This window comes from Microcoleus sp. S13_B4 (genome assembly GCF_036700885.1).
Classification (GTDB): domain Bacteria; phylum Cyanobacteriota; class Cyanobacteriia; order Cyanobacteriales; family Microcoleaceae; genus Microcoleus.
This window is the reverse complement of sequence record NZ_JAUBPU010000011.1, coordinates 73045-89319: the sequence shown is the minus strand read 5'-3', so window position 1 is coordinate 89319 and position 16275 is coordinate 73045. Positions and strand designations below refer to the sequence as shown.

The 16275-nt window shown below is 45.2% G+C and carries 18 protein-coding genes and 1 pseudogene; 11 read left to right on the top strand and 8 right to left on the bottom strand.

Features of this window, described 5'->3' with window-relative positions; genetic code table 11:
* Window positions 1-5 precede the first annotated feature (5 nt).
* On the bottom strand, window positions 6-479 hold the full coding sequence (locus tag QT994_RS09315; protein ID WP_333047980.1) for a Coq4 family protein: 474 nt from the start codon (window positions 477-479) through the stop codon (window positions 6-8).
* A 133-nt stretch (window positions 480-612) separates the two neighbouring features.
* Between QT994_RS09315 and QT994_RS09310 the strand changes: the two genes are divergently transcribed.
* Both QT994_RS09310 and QT994_RS09305 read left to right on the top strand, forming a co-directional pair.
* Complete coding sequence (locus QT994_RS09310) at window positions 613-864, top strand: hypothetical protein (RefSeq protein ID WP_333173657.1); 252 nt, start codon at window positions 613-615, stop codon at window positions 862-864.
* A 263-nt stretch (window positions 865-1127) separates the two neighbouring features.
* Complete coding sequence (locus QT994_RS09305) at window positions 1128-1808, top strand: hypothetical protein (RefSeq protein WP_333173655.1); 681 nt, start codon at window positions 1128-1130, stop codon at window positions 1806-1808.
* Between the two features lie 836 nt (window positions 1809-2644).
* On the opposite strand, the gene QT994_RS09300 is transcribed toward QT994_RS09305, so the two are convergent.
* A complete protein-coding gene (locus QT994_RS09300; protein WP_333047976.1) occupies window positions 2645-2911 on the bottom strand; it encodes a Txe/YoeB family addiction module toxin in 267 nt (88 codons plus the stop codon).
* On the bottom strand, window positions 2904-3197 hold the full coding sequence (locus tag QT994_RS09295; protein WP_333173653.1) for a type II toxin-antitoxin system prevent-host-death family antitoxin: 294 nt from the start codon (window positions 3195-3197) through the stop codon (window positions 2904-2906). Before QT994_RS09295 ends, QT994_RS09300 begins: the two co-directional genes overlap by 8 nt.
* Before the next feature lie 27 nt (window positions 3198-3224).
* Between QT994_RS09295 and QT994_RS09290 the strand changes: the two genes are divergently transcribed.
* Window positions 3225-3946, top strand: a protein-coding gene (locus QT994_RS09290) for an IS1 family transposase (protein ID WP_445243889.1) whose coding sequence is annotated in 2 segments (ribosomal slippage) — window positions 3225-3558 and window positions 3558-3946 — 723 coding nt in all. Because the reading frame shifts where the segments join, the coding sequence is not laid out codon by codon here.
* A gap of 47 nt (window positions 3947-3993) precedes the next feature.
* Here the strand turns inward: QT994_RS09290 and QT994_RS09285 are convergent.
* A complete protein-coding gene (locus QT994_RS09285) occupies window positions 3994-4524 on the bottom strand; it encodes an RICIN domain-containing protein (RefSeq protein ID WP_333173649.1) in 531 nt (176 codons plus the stop codon).
* 280 nt (window positions 4525-4804) lie between these two features.
* On the opposite strand from QT994_RS09285, the gene QT994_RS09280 reads away from it, so the two are divergent.
* Window positions 4805-5041 (top strand): hypothetical protein, encoded by a 237-nt coding sequence (locus QT994_RS09280; protein WP_333173648.1) that lies wholly within the window; start codon window positions 4805-4807, stop codon window positions 5039-5041.
* A gap of 135 nt (window positions 5042-5176) precedes the next feature.
* On the opposite strand, the gene recA is transcribed toward QT994_RS09280, so the two are convergent.
* The gene (gene recA / locus QT994_RS09275; protein WP_333173646.1) at window positions 5177-6322 is read right to left on the bottom strand and encodes a recombinase RecA; all 1146 of its coding nucleotides are present in this window, start codon (window positions 6320-6322) and stop codon (window positions 5177-5179) included.
* 319 nt (window positions 6323-6641) lie between these two features.
* Here recA and QT994_RS09270 point away from each other — a divergent pair, with 319 nt between their 5' ends.
* Together QT994_RS09270 and QT994_RS09265 are read left to right on the top strand one after the other, a co-directional pair.
* On the top strand, window positions 6642-8258 hold the full coding sequence (locus QT994_RS09270; RefSeq protein WP_333173644.1) for a glycosyltransferase family 39 protein: 1617 nt from the start codon (window positions 6642-6644) through the stop codon (window positions 8256-8258).
* 249 nt (window positions 8259-8507) lie between these two features.
* A complete protein-coding gene (locus tag QT994_RS09265; protein ID WP_333173642.1) occupies window positions 8508-10043 on the top strand; it encodes a peptide ligase PGM1-related protein in 1536 nt (511 codons plus the stop codon).
* A 182-nt stretch (window positions 10044-10225) separates the two neighbouring features.
* Here the strand turns inward: QT994_RS09265 and lepB are convergent, their stop codons facing one another.
* Window positions 10226-10834, bottom strand: coding sequence for a signal peptidase I (lepB, locus tag QT994_RS09260; protein WP_333173640.1), 609 nt, complete (start codon window positions 10832-10834; stop codon window positions 10226-10228).
* An 89-nt stretch (window positions 10835-10923) separates the two neighbouring features.
* Between lepB and QT994_RS09255 the strand changes: the two genes are divergently transcribed.
* The 3 genes from QT994_RS09255 (at window position 10924) to QT994_RS09245 (ending at window position 12979) form a co-directional block, all read left to right on the top strand.
* On the top strand, window positions 10924-12246 hold the full coding sequence (locus QT994_RS09255) for a dihydroorotase (RefSeq protein ID WP_333173638.1): 1323 nt from the start codon (window positions 10924-10926) through the stop codon (window positions 12244-12246).
* 61 nt (window positions 12247-12307) lie between these two features.
* Complete coding sequence (locus QT994_RS09250; RefSeq protein WP_333173635.1) at window positions 12308-12634, top strand: DUF433 domain-containing protein; 327 nt, start codon at window positions 12308-12310, stop codon at window positions 12632-12634.
* Between the two features lie 3 nt (window positions 12635-12637).
* On the top strand, window positions 12638-12979 hold the full coding sequence (locus QT994_RS09245; RefSeq protein ID WP_333173632.1) for a DUF5615 family PIN-like protein: 342 nt from the start codon (window positions 12638-12640) through the stop codon (window positions 12977-12979).
* Between the two features lie 16 nt (window positions 12980-12995).
* Here the strand turns inward: QT994_RS09245 and tsaE are convergent, their stop codons facing one another.
* Window positions 12996-13445 carry a tRNA (adenosine(37)-N6)-threonylcarbamoyltransferase complex ATPase subunit type 1 TsaE gene (gene tsaE / locus QT994_RS09240; RefSeq protein WP_333173631.1) on the bottom strand — a complete coding sequence of 150 codons (450 nt, stop codon included), beginning with the start codon at window positions 13443-13445 and terminating at the stop codon, window positions 12996-12998.
* Between the two features lie 69 nt (window positions 13446-13514).
* Window positions 13515-14915, bottom strand: coding sequence for a gluconeogenesis factor YvcK family protein (locus tag QT994_RS09235; RefSeq protein WP_333173629.1), 1401 nt, complete (start codon window positions 14913-14915; stop codon window positions 13515-13517).
* A gap of 164 nt (window positions 14916-15079) precedes the next feature.
* Between QT994_RS09235 and QT994_RS09230 the strand changes: the two genes are divergently transcribed.
* On the top strand, window positions 15080-15862 hold the full coding sequence (locus tag QT994_RS09230; RefSeq protein WP_333047966.1) for an ATP-binding cassette domain-containing protein: 783 nt from the start codon (window positions 15080-15082) through the stop codon (window positions 15860-15862).
* A 41-nt stretch (window positions 15863-15903) separates the two neighbouring features.
* Window positions 15904-16274 (top strand): annotated as a pseudogene (locus tag QT994_RS09225) (four helix bundle protein).
* The last annotated feature ends 1 nt before the right edge of the window (window position 16275 follow it).

Here is a 16275-nt window from a genome sequence, read left to right as displayed (position 1 = left end):
AAAATCTAATCAATTAAGGGTAGAATTCCGAGTTTCTCTCGAACTTCAGATAAAGGAGTTTCCCAATCAGATGCAACGTCCCAATTAATTAGCCTAGTGGCTAATTTTCCGTGTTTTAAGCCTTTGATAATTTGTCCGATCGCGCATTTTCCGCCGATTAGTCCAACTAACACTAAAATCGCACAGGAAGGGCGAAATACTTGAGCGCGAGTAAAGGCTTGAAGTACCAATTCATCTTCAGTTGAAGCCGAAAGGCCAGTCAGGACGTGCCAAACGTCGTGGTTTCGCTGAATCCAGTCTCCCGATGCGATCGGCTCAAAGCCTTGTTCGTCTAGAAATCGCGCCACTTCGCACCCTAATGTTCCTGCTGGCAGTTGGCGCAATTTTGCCAAGTTTATTTCAAAATGTCGATCGCTCTCAATTTGAGGATTAATTGTTTGAGCCATCTTTAATATAACTTCTAATTGACCGTCAGCCATAATTTATCCTCCCTTCAACAATGATTTAAATTTCGAGCAAATTAATTTGTGTTTGTCACGTTCATTTTTGCGGTGAATCAAGACGACTTTTTTTACCGAGTCAGCTTAAAAATCGTACTTTCTGTCAAACCAATTGGCTATCAGGAGCTTTTACATTTCTTTACAAACCTTCTTAGATGTGAAATCTGCTATCTGTAAAAATCGCCCTAGTGTTTGGAATCCCAACTTGCCTCACCCGGAAGTACCCGTAAAATCCACAGTATTTAGCGGTGATTGGAACCCGCTTACTTACGTATATGAATTTATTTTGCTGCTAATTATTGGAACTTGCAATGAGTCAGAGGTGGAAGCTTGCAGGCATCGTGATGCAGGTGCATACAAGTGAAGAGAGTTGAAGGGAGCTGAAGCAAGGTGAAGTTATGCAGAGTTGATTTTTTGGAATTACGCAGTAGTCCCCATCCCCTGTGGTTGGCGAATTTGTAGTGGCCAGCATGGGGGATTGCCCGTATGTCGTTAGAATGTCGCTCAAATGAGTGACACTCATTTGAGCGACTGGTCAAGTATTTTCACCAACAGCTATAAATAAAGTAGAGATTCATACAAGGTGTTGCTGTGAAAAAACTTTACATTTGGTTATCCACAGGAGTTATGTCATTAATTTGGTGCGCTGCTGCTAGCGCTACGACTTATGTTAACCCCAAGGGTAAAACTACTTTAAACCTGTCAGAAAAAGTGAACAATAGCAGCAGTTTTTACTTTACCAGAGTAGGCAATCGTGATTTTTTGGGCAATATTCAAATTACTCGTTCCGAAGGAGCAGCAGGCTCTTACTACTACAACGGAACTTTCAAAGACCATGCGACTGGCCCTGGCAGAAAAATTGTTTGTTCTGGAGATATTAGCATTATCAGGCATCAAGTTGGAAGGAGTAGCTTGGGAGCCGAAGTTACTTGGAAGGTGAAAGAAGGAGAAAATTGTCCTTCTATTGGCAAGACATTTAAAGTAAATTTAGTAGAAGCTTTACCGCTTCCTAATGCAAGTGGCGACTATACTTCTAGCAATTCTAATACTTGGTTGACTCAAACTGCTGGTTCTGCAACTTGGCCTGCTTGGCGAGTCACGTCGCGAGATGGACAGCTCAACTGCCGCAAGACCGCAAACGGAGCAATTCAAACAGTTTACCGCGCGGATAAAGATACAGTTGCTGCTGAACTCAGGGGAGTAAATGCGATTACAATGGCGAACGGTCAACCCTGGTTGCTCACAAGACAAGGCTGTTATGTGCGCGCTAATTCTCAATACGTTCAGCCAGTTTCTATGCCTGAATAAGTGAGCGTAAGTAGGGAGCATCTCAATGAAAACAGCCAAGCCCACAATTGGAGTTTTGAGGCAAGAGGCAGAAGGCAGAAGGAAGGAGCCAGAAGAAGTATTTTTACCAATATGAGATGCTCCCAGTCCCGCTGTCAGATCCACGCAGCTTACCAAAAGACATGAATCCAGTTTACAAGGAGTATTCTGAAAACAATTCTGTTGGGATAAGCTGTTGCGGGATTTAAATTGTATGTCAAAAAACAATCAAAGTCTTGTGGGGAGTAGGGGTTGGGCGTCCCGACCGCCTCGAATATGCCATTTAAATGCGCGACAGCTTAAAGTATCACTTTACTTGGTTTATGGTTCAGGAAGTTATTGAATATGATGGGGACGGCAGGTTTTTACCATGCACCGCTTATGTAGACCGTCGATATGCTTATCCGTTTCATAATTCAGGTTGTTTTCCCCAGGATTTGCCCAAAAATAAACCTGTTTATAAGTATAAAAAAGACAAGACAACTGAGGTTTCATAGGTGGAAACTTATCGAGATTATGTGGGTTGCGTCGAATAGTTGATTGAAGATTTATTGAAGCTAGGGAATCCCAAAAAAGTCCGCGTTATTTTGTGGCTTCACTACTAAACAATCGATCACTGCATAACAATTGCCATGCAAAGGAGTACCCTCTCATCCCCGTTTATCCTGCAAAACTTACATAGCGTGACAAAAGTTACTATCGCCCGTTAAATAGAAACTCGCTATCGTCATTAAATTAAAATTAAACTGCTCAAAGAATCGCCGACTTTCCGGTCAAACAAAAACGCCACATCATAGCTAAGCAGGCTAAGGAGGATGTCAATCAGAATAGTGGTATCGACAAGAGATAATCGTTAGATACTCGTCATCCACAGCATAAACTAATCGATTCGTATCATCAATTCGCCGCGACCAAAAACCAGCCATATTCTCCCTCAGTGGTTCTGGCTTTCCGATGCCCTCAAACGGCAATCGGATTGTTGGCTCAATTAGCTTGCTAATTCGTTTTAACGTTTTCTTGTCTGGCCCTTGCCAATATAAATAATCACCCCAAGCCTCATCCGTCCATGCTAACTTTCTAGTCATCCAACAAATTTCGCTCCACCACTTTCCCCTGCTTAAACTGAGCAATAGAACGCTCCAAATGGGCCGTATTGGCGGGAGATTTGAGTAAATGAACTGTTTCTAGCAAACTATTAAAGAACTCTAACGACATCACCACGGCATCCTCCGCATCCCGTCTAGTGATGATGGTATAGTCCGTATCTTCCACTACTCTGTCTAAAACAGCCTTGAGGTTATTTCTCGCTTCGCTAAAAGAAACAAGGCGTTGCTGGATTGAGGTATGATATAGTTCGAGCGAGAGTAACAAAAAAACATCAACAGAGAATTAAAATCAATGGAATGTCCTGAATGTAAGTCAACTCATGTTCACAAGAATGGACACAAAAAAGGCAAACAAAATTATCTTTGTGTTAACTGTGGTAGGCAATTTATAGACTCTTATGAAGCTCAGAAAGGATACGTAAAAGAAGTTAAACAACAATGCCTATCGATGTATGTTAATGGCATGGGATTTCGAGCGATAGAGAGAGTTACAGGCGTACATAATACAACAATTATGGCTTGGGTGAAACAAGTAGGAGAACTGCTGCCCGATTATTACACTCCAGAGACCCTACCCGAAGTAGGAGAATTAGATGAACTAGAAACATTTGTTAAGTCAAAAAAAATAAAATTTGGTTATGGACGGCCGTAAACCACTTTCAAGTAGGTATTTTAGGGTGGGTGTTGGGAGACCATAGCGCTCAGACATTTAAACCTTTATGGGATGAGGTAGTTAGCAAATGGAAATGCTATTTTTATGTGACTGATGGATGGAAGGTTTACCCAATGTTTATTCCCGATGGAGACCACCTTGTTTGCAAAACTTACATGACACGAGTAAAAGGAGAAAATACCAGACTCAGACATTATCTAGCTCGCTTAAAAAGAAAAACTCTCTGTTATTCTAAGTCAGAAGAAATGCTCAAACATTCAATTCGATTACTAATTCACTATCTTAAGTTTAATAGTGTTCCCGTTCCCTATTCAATTAATCATTACGATCGAGTCAGATGAAGAGCGCTCGAACTCTATCATACCTCAATCCAGCAACGCCTGATTTTCTACTGACTCCATCGTTGATCTGTTACTGAACCGTTGTCACCATTACGTTCAGACGTTTCACAGTCCCAAAGTATTAACTGTGCGCCATTCTGTTGACCTGGAGCACCAGCAACATCAATACACTTGCCAGAGAGTTGATTTTGGATGAATCCTCTGCTTGTCATTATCCATCTTTGGTCTGTGTTAGGGTCAGACGTTTCACAATCATAAAGAATTAATGGTGTACCATTTGCAGTACCCGGATATCCTGATACGTCAAGGCATTTGCCAGATAGTTGATTTTGGATGAATCCTCTACTTGTCATTATCCATCTTTGGTCTGTTTCAGGGTCAGACGTTTCGCAATCATAAAGAATTAATGGTGTGCCATTTGCAGTACCCGGATATCCTGATACGTCAAGGCATTTGCCAGATAGTTGATTTCTAATAAGCCTTCCACGAGCTTGTTGTGCAAGAACTCCTGGGCTTGCATAAACACAAACTACCGTTAAGCAAATCGCACTGTAGCACAGAAATCTTTTCAGGTTCATTGTTAAATTTCCTTAAAAGTTAGAAAGAAATCGGGAAAAAGTCAGATACAGGTCACAAGTGATATCACAACTACACTTTCGATGCTGGCGTTGCTGATTTATGGTATGAAAGGCTAAATATGCCAGTCATGGAAACCAGTATCCACAAAGCTTGGGGATTTTCAACTTATTTTTTTCTTACCCTGATTAAGCAACGCCCAATATTCATGTACTTGACACTTGTACTACTTACTGTACAAGTATAGCAATCCGCAATATTCAGCAATCCCGAACTCATATCATGTCGGGTCAATTTACTGGTTCTATGGCTGGAGCCTGGGAACCGATACCTAAAGGAAGAGCCGAAGCCGAGCGAAAATTAAATTCGAGGCTCTATGTCGCTGTTGAGCGTTACTTTCGCTCCAGCCTGGTAATGAGTAAAACGAATAAACCAGTAAATTCGATCGCGCCGAAGCATAATTTACTGGTTTTACTGGTTCCCAGGCTGCGTTACTGGTTTACTGACTGTGCCTCTTAACCCATATAAGCGACCAAGAGCCGAAGCCGAGCGAAAATTAAATTCGAGGCTCTAGGTCGCTGTTGAGCGTTACTTTCGCTGCCGCCTGGTAACGAGTAAAACGAGTAAACGAGTAATAATTGAGGACTAAAAAATTTAGATTTCTTCGTCCAAACCATCTACATCATCTACGCCATCTACATCATCTACATCATCTACATCATCTACATCATCTACATCATCTACCTCAACAGGAGCGACAGAATTAGCAGAAACCACAGCACCTGTCTCAAGTTTCTTTTTAACTAGCTCCTCAATTTCATTTTTGAAATCGATGTTTTTCTCCATGTGCTGGATCACTTTGTCTCGTCCTTGAGCTATGTTCTCTCCGTTGTAGCTATACCAAGAACCTTTTTTCAGAATTACTCCCATTTCGTCGGCCAAGTCAGTCAGACAGCCTAAAGTAGAAATGCCTTTGCCAAATACAATGTCAAATTCGGCAATGCGGAAAGGCGGAGCAACTTTATTTTTAGCAACTTTAACTTTCGTGCGGTTGCCGTATTCTTCGGTACCTTTTTTCAAGCTTTGAATGCGGCGAATGTCGAGCCGCACGCTGGCGTAGAATTTGAGTGCGTTGCCGCCGGTTGTTGTTTCCGGGTTGCCGTAAGTTATGCCGATTTTCTGCCGCAATTGGTTGAGGAAGATGACGGTACAGCCGGATTTGCCGATATTGCCGGTGATTTTCCGCAAAGCTTGACTCATCAATCGGGCTTGCAAACCCATGTGAGAGTCGCCCATGTCGCCTTCAATTTCGGCGCGGGGGACGAGGGCGGCTACGGAGTCAATTACTACGATATCGACGGCGACGGAACGGACGAGTTGATCGACAATTTCCAGGGCCATTTCGCCGGTATCCGGCTGGGAAACTAAGAGATTTTCAATATCGACGCCTAAAGCTGAGGCGTAGGTGGGATCGAGGGCGTGTTCGGCATCGACGAAGGCTGCGATACCGCCGGATTTTTGGACTTCGGCGATCGCGTGGAGGGCTAGAGTGGTTTTACCGGAACTTTCGGGGCCGTAAATTTCAATGACTCGACCTTTTGGCAAACCGCCGCCCAAAGCAATGTCCAGTGTCAGGGCTCCGGTGGGAATGGTTTCTACCCTCATGCGAGTGGAGTCTCCCAATCGGACGATCGCCCCTTTGCCAAAGCTGCGCTCGATTTGGGAGAGTACGGAAGTTAGAGCTTTTTGCTTTTCTGAGTTTTCAGTGGAAGTTTTTATAGACGCTTCTTTTTTTGCCATTTGCGGTACGCGGGTAGACCCCTTGCGGAGCTTGTTGATTAACTGTACAACACGTATGTTAGCAGTTATTTTTGGGGTCTGGAGGTTCTGGGAGGATCTGGCTGAAGATTCTTGATTTTGGGGGTGGTTCAGCCTGAGCCAGCTTTCAGCAGGCTCTAATCTAGAAGGTATTCGGCATCCGGCAGAGGGTAGAATTATTGTCTGTTAGGAGATGTAGTTGGTATCGATCGCTATCGGAGTGAGGTTTAATGATTGTCTACAGTTCCAAATTCCGTGAAGCGTAGCTATCCCCGACGGAATCGCCACAATTAGGACAAGCATGGGATCTACAACACATCAAGACACATCTGTTAGTACCAAAAATTCCCGCTGGCTGATGAACTTATTGGCGATCGGCATTTTACTGGGTATCGGATTTCGGTTTTTTGAGATCGATCGCAAACTGTACTGGCACGACGAAGCCTACACATCAATCCGCGCCGCTGGTTTCACCCGCCAAGAAATTGACGACGAACTATTCCAAAACCGGATTGTTCCCGCACCAGAATTGCAAAAATATCAGCGGATTAAACCGGGAAGTACAGAAGCAGACACAATTCGTTCTTTAGCACTAGAAGACCCGCAGCATCCGCCTTTATACTTTCTCATGGCTCGTTGGTGGATGCAGCAATTTGGCAGTTCTCTAACAGCATCCCGCAGTTTGCCAGCACTATTGAGTTTGCTGTCGTTGCCTTTGATGTACCTGTTAGCTCAGGAACTTTTTGCCTCGAATTTTGTGGCGTTATTAGCAACAGCACTTTTGGCATTATCTCCCTTTGACATATTGTTTGCTCAGACAGCAAGGCAGTACAGTTTGCTGACAGCCACCGTTATTGGCAGCAGTTGGCTGCTGCTGAGAGCCGTGCGGTTGCGGGGCTGGCAAAATTGGGTATTTTACTCGCTGGCGATCGCCCTTGGTTTCTACACTCACCCGTTCTTCAGTTTAACACTCATCGGACAGGGAGTTTTTATAATTTCTTACTGGTTGTTTGTCAAAAAAACCAAATTGCCCGGTCACGTAACTAATTCCCAATTTTTCTTAGCAGTAACAGCAGCTTTAATATTGTATATCCCCTGGATTTACGTGCTGGCAACCAACCTGGAACGTGCCTCAGCTACGACAGATTGGACGCGAGTATCTCCCGGTTGGCTGTATTTAGTCAAATTGTGGACTCTCAGCTTTACCGCCTTATTTTTTGACTGCGACTTCGGGTTTGATAATATCTTGACTTATCTGCTGAGATTGCCATCTTTGCTGTTAATTGTGGCAGCACTTTACCAAATCTGCCGTCGGGCTAGTAGTTCAACTTGGCTGTTTATTTTAACATCAATTTTTGTACCTTTTTTGATACTGGCATTACCGGATCTAATCCTAGGTGGCAAACGTTCTGCCGTCAGCCGTTATCTGATTTCCTGCTTTCCGGGAGTGCAGCTAGCAGTTGCTTACTTGCTCGCCTGTTACCTGAAAACTCAGCAGCGGTTTTGGCAAGTCATTTTAGCCTTGGTATTTACAGCTAGTGTAGCCTCCTGTACAGTTAGCGCTTTTTCTGATACTTGGTGGAGCAAAGACTTGAGCTATTTTAATGCTGAAGTTGCGAAAATTATTAACAAAGAGGCGATAGCTAACCGATCAATTAAAGATACAATTGTAATTAGCGATCGCGGCAACGATTTTACGAACATGGGAGATTTGCTTTCTCTGAGTTATTTGCTCGACAAAGACGTGCGGCTGATGCTGATGAGCCAGTCGCCAGAAATCGAGATGCTGAACAAATATTCGGCTCCCCTAGTGTTCCGCCCTTCGGAAAAATTGCGATCGGCACTCAAGCAAAATCAACGCCGCTTAGAGCCAATATTGGAGTATGCCAGACTTTTTCGAGTGCGACGAGCTTCTTAGAGCAATTATGAAAAGTAGTGATACAGATAGATTGTACGTAAGCATCTGTAGGGACATGGCAATGCCGTGTCCGGCGCGGGGATTAGGGATACGGCAGTGCCGTTCCCCTAATGTTCGCTTTGACTTTTAATAATTGGTATAAGATTGAGGATTGTAGTCAGAAAAAACTGTTTGAGTTGTCTCAAGTATCTGGGCTGACACACCCGACAGCATCAGCAATAATTATTTGAATACTTAGGATTAAACGCAATGCCAGAGTTAAATAATTTATCTTCCGAATCCGCACAGCAATTTCGCAATCTTCAGACAGAGTTACGTGAACGTTGGCGAGGGCTCGAAGAATTCGACAGCGGAGATTGTGACATTATTATCATTCCTTCTGTCAGCTTAGATCAGCAAGAAATGCAGAAAGTTGAGGGTGCTTACCACTACGAAGAGCGGCATTTATTTTCATTGATTCGCCTGCGAAATCCCCGCACGCGCTTAATTTACATTACCTCCGAACCCTTGCACCCGATGATTGTGGATTATTACCTGCAATTGCTGCCAGGAATTCCATTTTCTCACGCGCGCGATCGGCTTTTGCTGTTCAGTGCTTACGATGCTTCTGCCAAATCCCTCACCCAGAAAATTTTAGAGCGCCCTCGCTTGATGGAGCGCATTCGTCAAGCAGTACGGCCGACAAAATCTTATATGGTTTGTTATAACTCGACGCCCTTAGAACGCGAGTTATCTGTTAAATTGGGGATTCCTTTGTGGGCCAGCGATCCCGATCTGTTATACTGGGGAACAAAAAGCGGCAGCAGGCAAATTTTCCAAGAATGTGGCGTGCCTTATCCTGACGGTTCCGAGTTGGTTTGGAATGCCGAAGATTTAGCAGAAGCTGCCGCTCAATTGTGGGAACGGCAACCGGATTTGCAGCGGATGGTAATTAAGTTAAATGAAGGTTTTTCGGGGGAAGGGAATGCAATTCTAGATCTGCGTTCCCTGGCAAGTAAAGCGCCTCAAGAAAGAGCCAAGGCAATTGGGGATTGCTTCCATAATTTGCGCTTTCAATCCACAGGCGAAACCTGGGAAAATTTTAGCAGTCGCATTCCCGAATTAGGGGCAATTGCCGAAGCATTTATCGAAGGAGAAGAAAAGTTCTCGCCCAGCGTTCAAGGCAGAATTATTCCCAGCGGCGAAGTAGAAATCCTCTCCACTCACGACCAAATTTTAGGAGGCCCCGACGGTCAAATTTTCTTGGGTTGCCGATTTCCGGCGGACGAATCTTACCGGCTGGCGTTGCAAGAATTGGGATGGAAAGTGGGGCAAAACTTAGCTAAAAAAGGGGCTTTAGAGAGATTTGGAGTAGATTTTCTCGCTGTAAGGCAATCCGATGGGAAATGGGATATGCAAGCAATAGAAATTAACTTGCGGAAAGGAGGCACAACTCATCCGTTTATGGCGCTGAAGCTGTTGACAAATGGTCGGTACGAACGTTCGACAGGATTATTTTACAGCCAGCAGGGCCGTCCGAAATATTATGTCGCTTCGGACAACTTGAAAAAAGAGCGCTATCGGGGGTTATTACCGAACGATTTGATGGATATTATTGCTGACAATCAACTGCACTTTGACAGCGGTACAGAGACGGGCAGTGTGTTTCATTTAATGGGTTGTTTGTCGGAGTTTGGCAAATTGGGAGTGACGAGTATCGGCAATTCGCAGCAAGAAGCAGAGGATATGTACAACAAAGTTGTGAAAGTGCTCGATCGCGAAACGTCAGGCGATTTTAGGTTTTAGATTTTAGATTTTAGATTTGATCCAGTCAGCTTAGATCCCCGGCTTCTTGAAGAAGTCGGGGATCTAATATCCCTCGCGTTTTGTATAGCAACGGGCAAGACGATTAGGATGTTCTTAATCACCCAAACCATTGCTATTATTGAATTGGCCTTCTTGCTTCTTCCTTCTTCCTTCCGTTAGAGCTAATTTTTAGCGGGATAAAGGGGCGTGGGGTCGATCGAGCCTGTGCGGTTGAGTGGCCAAAAACGCACAATTGCCCTACCGATGATATTTTGCTTGGGTACAAAGCCCCAATAATGGCTGTCACAGCTTGCGTTGCGGTTGTCGCCGAGCACCAAGTAAGAATTTTTAGCTACAACTACAGGCCCGTAGGGATAATTCGGAATTTCTTCAATATACTTTTCCTGTAGCGGCTGCTTGTTGATAAAAACTTTTCCCTCTTTGACTTCCACAGTATCCCCCGGCAGTCCAATCACTCGCTTGATGTAGGCATCTTTGATCGGCGGTGGCTGTCCCGTGCACAAACTAGCCGGGTCAGGAGGCATAAATACGATAATATCTCCCCGGTGGGGGTCTTGGAATCGATAGCTCACCTTATCTATAATTAATCGATCGTTAATTTGTAAGGTTGGGAGCATCGAGCCGGTGGGAATGTAGCGTGCTTCGGCAACCAGGGTGCGGATACCAAACGCTAAAAATGCTGCTAAGCCGATCGTCTTAATTCCTTCGATCCAAGGATTTTCGGTGTCTTGCGGAGGTTTTTCGTCGGCTGACTTGTCTAGACGAGTCATAGGGTATTGTAGTGACTGAGCTGGATACAAATTATAGACTTAATAATGTTTCCATGCTAGCACGCTGTCTACTCAATTAATGATATATTATGACTCCCAAATCAAGTTTGTTAATCCGTCGCGCTCGCATTCTTCTGCCCAATGGTGAATTTTTGGTAGGAGATGTGCAAATCTGCGATGGCCAAATTGTCAAAGTTGCTGCTGAAATTGTCGAATCGGGCGATCGAGAAATAGATGCGAAAGGCTTAACTCTGTTACCCGGAGTAATTGATCCCCAGGTACACTTCCGGGAACCGGGTTTAGAACACAAGGAAGACTTATTTACCGCTAGCTGTGCTTGCGCTAAAGGCGGCGTGACATCGTTTCTGGAAATGCCGAATACGCGACCTCTGACTACAACCCAAGCTGCCTTAGATGATAAACTAAGTCGCGCTGCCGATAAGTGTTTGGTGAACTACGGCTTTTTTATTGGTGCAACGCCCGAGAATTTGCCGGATTTGTTGACTGCGAATCCGACTCCGGGAATTAAGGTGTTTATGGGTTCGATGCACGGGCAGTTGTTGGTGGATGGAGAAGCAACTTTAGAGCAGATTTTTGCCAAGGGCGATCGACTAATTGCCGTGCACGCAGAAGACCAAGCTAGAATCAACCAGAGGCGTCTTGAATTTGCCGGGATTTCCGATGTTGCCGTGCACTCCCAAATTCAAGACAATCAAGCAGCTTTGTTAGCAACTCAGCTAGCCTTAAAACTTTCTAATAAATATCAGCGCCGACTGCACATTCTGCACCTTTCAACTGGGGATGAAGCTGAGTTGTTGCGCCAGGAAAAACCGAGTTGGGTGACAGCCGAAGTTACGCCGCAGCATTTGTTGTTAAATACCAGCGCCTATCAAAAAATTGGCAGTTTAGCTCAGATGAATCCGCCTTTGCGCGAACCCCGCGATAACGAAATACTTTGGCAAGCTTTACTCGACGGCGTAATTGATTTTATAGCCACCGACCACGCGCCGCATACATTAGCAGAAAAAGCTCAAGATTATCCAAATACGCCGTCGGGAATGCCGGGAGTAGAAACTTCTTTGCCTTTGATGCTGACGCAAGCAGTAGAGGGAAGATGTACAGTTGCTCAAGTTGCTAATTGGATGTCGACGGCAGTTGCTAAGGCTTATAAGATTCCGAACAAAGGGGCCATTGCTCCGGGTTTTGATGCAGATTTAGTCTTAGTTGATTTGGAGAACTACCGCCCGGTGGTCGGCGCAGAGATGGCGAGCAAGTGCGGCTGGAGTTCCTTTGAAGGTTGGAGTTTGACTGGATGGCCAGTTGTGACTGTTGTTGGAGGAAAAGTGGTTTTTGAGAATGGTAAATTGGATACAAATGTGAGGGGAGAAGCCTTGACATTTGACGCTGAGTAAGCATGAATTTAACTCAAGTGTTATAATTGGGTATTCCTGCATCGCAAAGGCGATTTTACCCATGCTCCTCGAAGAACTAGAAACACAACTCCTGGCCTTAACTCCGACTGAGAAAGCTGAAGCCATCCGGCTTTTAACCCAAAGTTTAAACAATAGTTGGCCAGGAATTACCAAAACTCCTGACGTGTGTGGTGGCGATGCTTGCATTGCCAAAACTCGCATCCCCGTTTGGCTGCTTGAAAGTTTTCGCCGTGAAGGTTCAAGCGATTCTGAACTTCTACAATTTTATCCCCATCTAAGCGCTGCCGATCTAGTCAATGTTTGGACTTATGCTGATGCACATCTGGAGGAAATCGAAGAAGCAATCTGCAAGAATGAGGAAGCCTGAGTCATGCTAAATTTGTATGCAGACGAACAATTTCCTTTGCCAGTCGTCCAATTGCTGCGCGCTTTTGGTCACAATATCTTGACTGTTCAGGAAGCAGGAAAAGCAGGACTTGGGATTCCAGATCCAGAGGTGCTAGCATTTGCTATAAGCAAAGATCGAGCTGTTTTGACATTAAATCGGTTTGATTTCATCGGACTGCATAAGCGACAGCCCGACCACACTGGTATTATTGTTTGTACGAAAGATCGGAACGTAGAAATGTTGGCAACACGCATCAATAATGCTATTGCGGGTGAGGAAAATTTGAGCGGTAAATTGATTCGAGTCAACCGCCCGCCACAGTAAGTTCGATCGCCCTTTCTCACTTTTCCCATTGCCAATCCCCTAACTCGCTATTACCAATCACTTCAGCTTGCCGCCCGTTATCGAGATAACTTAAAGAAATTTGCAAATATTTTTCTGGTTTGTACTGCAATCTTTCCGCCCATTCGATCGCCACAATTCCCAAATCCCTTTCTAATCCGTCCCAATAACTTTCTAAGTGCAAAGCCTCGGCTTCTTCGGGTTCCAGTCGATACAAATCTAGATGATACAGCGGAATTCGCCCTGTAAAATACTCGTTAATCAGCGTGAAAGTAGGACTCTCAATCGAGTCTGAGATTCCTAAACCTTCAGCTATACCTTGAACCAAGGTAGTTTTGCCAGCACCCAAGTCTCCTTCTAATAAGATGACAGTGCCGGCAGGAAGCGATCGACCTAACGCAAAACCAAACTTGCGGGTAGCTTCAGCATCTGGAAGTGAAAGTATCATATTAATCATTAGTCATTAGTCATTAGTCATTAGTCAACAGTCAACAATCAGCAGTCAACAGTCACCAGCTTAAATGTTCTGGGCGCGGCCGTACCAACGCAGCAACATCCCTGCCAACCTTTGAGAATTGTGGCGAATTAAACCCGTATTTTTATCTTCATCCATCACATTTGCGATGACAATTCGCCGCCCCAATTGCGTTACTGCTTCGCGATCGAGTACAACCGGATAAGAATCCTCCTGAGAATAGCGGATCAAAGCTTTTGCAGAAGGGACTTTTCCTTGAACGACTACAGCATCGAACAGGGGCCGGCCGCAAGCGCGATCGATCGCCCGAATGTGGTCTGCAACACTGTATCCGTCAGTTTCCCCCGGCTGAGTCATAATATTGCACACATAAATGCGCGGAACTTCGCTGTTGGCGATCGCATCAGCAATTTCCGGCACCAACAAATTCGGAATGACACTCGTATAAAGACTCCCCGGCCCAATAATGATAAAATCGGCTTCCCGAAGACCTTCCACAGCCCTAGGTAACGCCGGAGGATTCGCAGGAGTGCAGCCTATTCTGAGGATTTTTCCGTTAGCTTTTGTAATGCTGGACTCCCCCTCAATCCTCCGGCCGTCAGCGAGTTCTGCCCACAAAGACACGTCGCTCAGAGTAGCTGGTAGCACCTCTCCCCTCACTGCTAAAACTTTAGAACTCGCCGCGATCGCCTGTTCCAGATCTCCAGCAATGTCGCTCATCGCCGTCAAAAACAAATTCCCAAAACTGTGACCCACCAAACCATCACCGGCTTGAAAGCGATATTGAAATAACTCAGTCAATAACTTTTCCTCATCTGCCAAAGCCGCCAAACAATTGCGAATGTCTCCCGGCGGTAATACCCCAATTTCCCGGCGCAGCCGCCCGGAAGACCCCCCATCATCGGCCACCGTGACAATAGCCGTGATTTTGGCACTATAATCCTTCAATCCCCTCAGCAAATTAGAAAGGCCTGTTCCGCCCCCAAGTGCCACAATTTTCGGCCCGCGGTGCAAGCGGCGGTGGTTGAGGAGTCGATCGACCAATTCCTCATTCCCTTCCGGCATCAGCACTTGAGTAATAGAGTTCAAACTGCGAGTTTGACCCCACAGAATTAACAAAATCCCGCCAGCAATGATGATCGGCCCCGACACGTAATTGGGAATAACTTCCGCAATCCACGCCAAAAAATTTCTCAACAATTGCAATAAGAAGAAAATGGGAGTCATCCCAGTCCAAATTGCTAAACCCAAAGTGGCAAGTACCACGCCGCTGGCACTGATCAGCAGCCACCGTTTCACTAAAAGTCCGGGGGCTAACCACTTAAACCACTGGTGAACTCGCCCGTTCCGCAAAGAAGGGGGGTAAGGATTTCTGGATTGGGCAAAAACCTGCTTGGCTTTAGCCAAGACGCGGAGGGCTTTAGGAAGTGAACTAATTGACATGGTTAATTAGTCTTAAGGGTATGGGAACAGCTCGATCTGACAAATTTACAATACAAGAGAGTTTTGATTGTGGCAGTCAATTGAAGTAATTAGTTATTAGTCATGAGTCATGAGTCATTAGGTAGACTGATGACTGAGGACTGACAACTTATGGATAACATCTTATGGCTGAGCCGCTAATCGAACTCAAGGGGGTAAGTAAGTCCTTCGGCCAGAACCCGATCCTCGATCGAGTCGATCTGAGGATTTATCGGGGAGAAGCCCTGGCAATTATTGGCCCTTCGGGCACGGGGAAATCTACTATTTTGCGGATAATTGCGGGTTTGTTGGCCCCGGATGCCGGTGAGGTTTTCGTTCAGGGACAGCGCAGGGTCGGATGGGTAGACGACGTGGCCGATCCGATCGGAATTGGGATGGTGTTTCAGCAAGCGGCTTTGTTTGATTCGCTGACGGTGGAGGAGAATGTCGGTTTTTTACTTTACCAGCATTCTAAGCTGCCGCGCCGCCGCATTCGGGAATTGGTGGAGGAAAAGTTGGAGATGGTGGGTTTGCCACGAATTGGCGAACGCTATCCGGCGCAGTTGTCTGGGGGAATGAGGAAGCGGGTAAGTTTTGCCCGCGCTATCATGGCGAATCCGGATAATGACAGGGATAATCCAGAGGTTTTGCTATACGACGAACCGACGGCGGGTTTAGATCCGATCGCTTCGACGGTAATTGAAGATTTAATCCGCGACTTGCAGGTGGCCCAAGGTGTTTGCAGCACTTATGCGATCGTCACTCACCAAGACAGTACCATCCGTCGCACTGCCGATCGCATCGTGTTTCTCTATCGAGGCAAAGTGCAGTGGGAGGGAACTGTCAATGACATTGCATCGACAGATAATTTACTGATCAGACAATTTTTTAGCGGCAGTGTTACTGGGCCAATTCAAGCGCTTGGATAGTCATTAGTCATGAGTCATTAGTCATTAAGGTCGAGGGTAATATGGCAACAAAAAGTTTTCAGGAATTGCGAGTTTATAAATTATCAGAACGACTAGCAGATGAAATTTGGCAAACTGTTAAGACTTGGGAGCCATTTGCCAAAGATACGATCGGCAAACAAATTTTCCGTTCAGCCGATAGCGTCGGTGCTAACATAGCAGAAGGAGTGGGACGAGGCAGTTATGACGCTTTGTCAAGATAGCTAGAGGTTCTTTATATGAAACTCAACACTGGTTGAGACGAGCTTACACTCGAAAACTTTTAACCGTTCAACAAGTAAATACATTCACAGCAATCATTAATGACTTAGCCCCTCAATTAAACTCATACCTACAATCTATCGGGTCATCCCCTAAAAATGACGACCAATAAC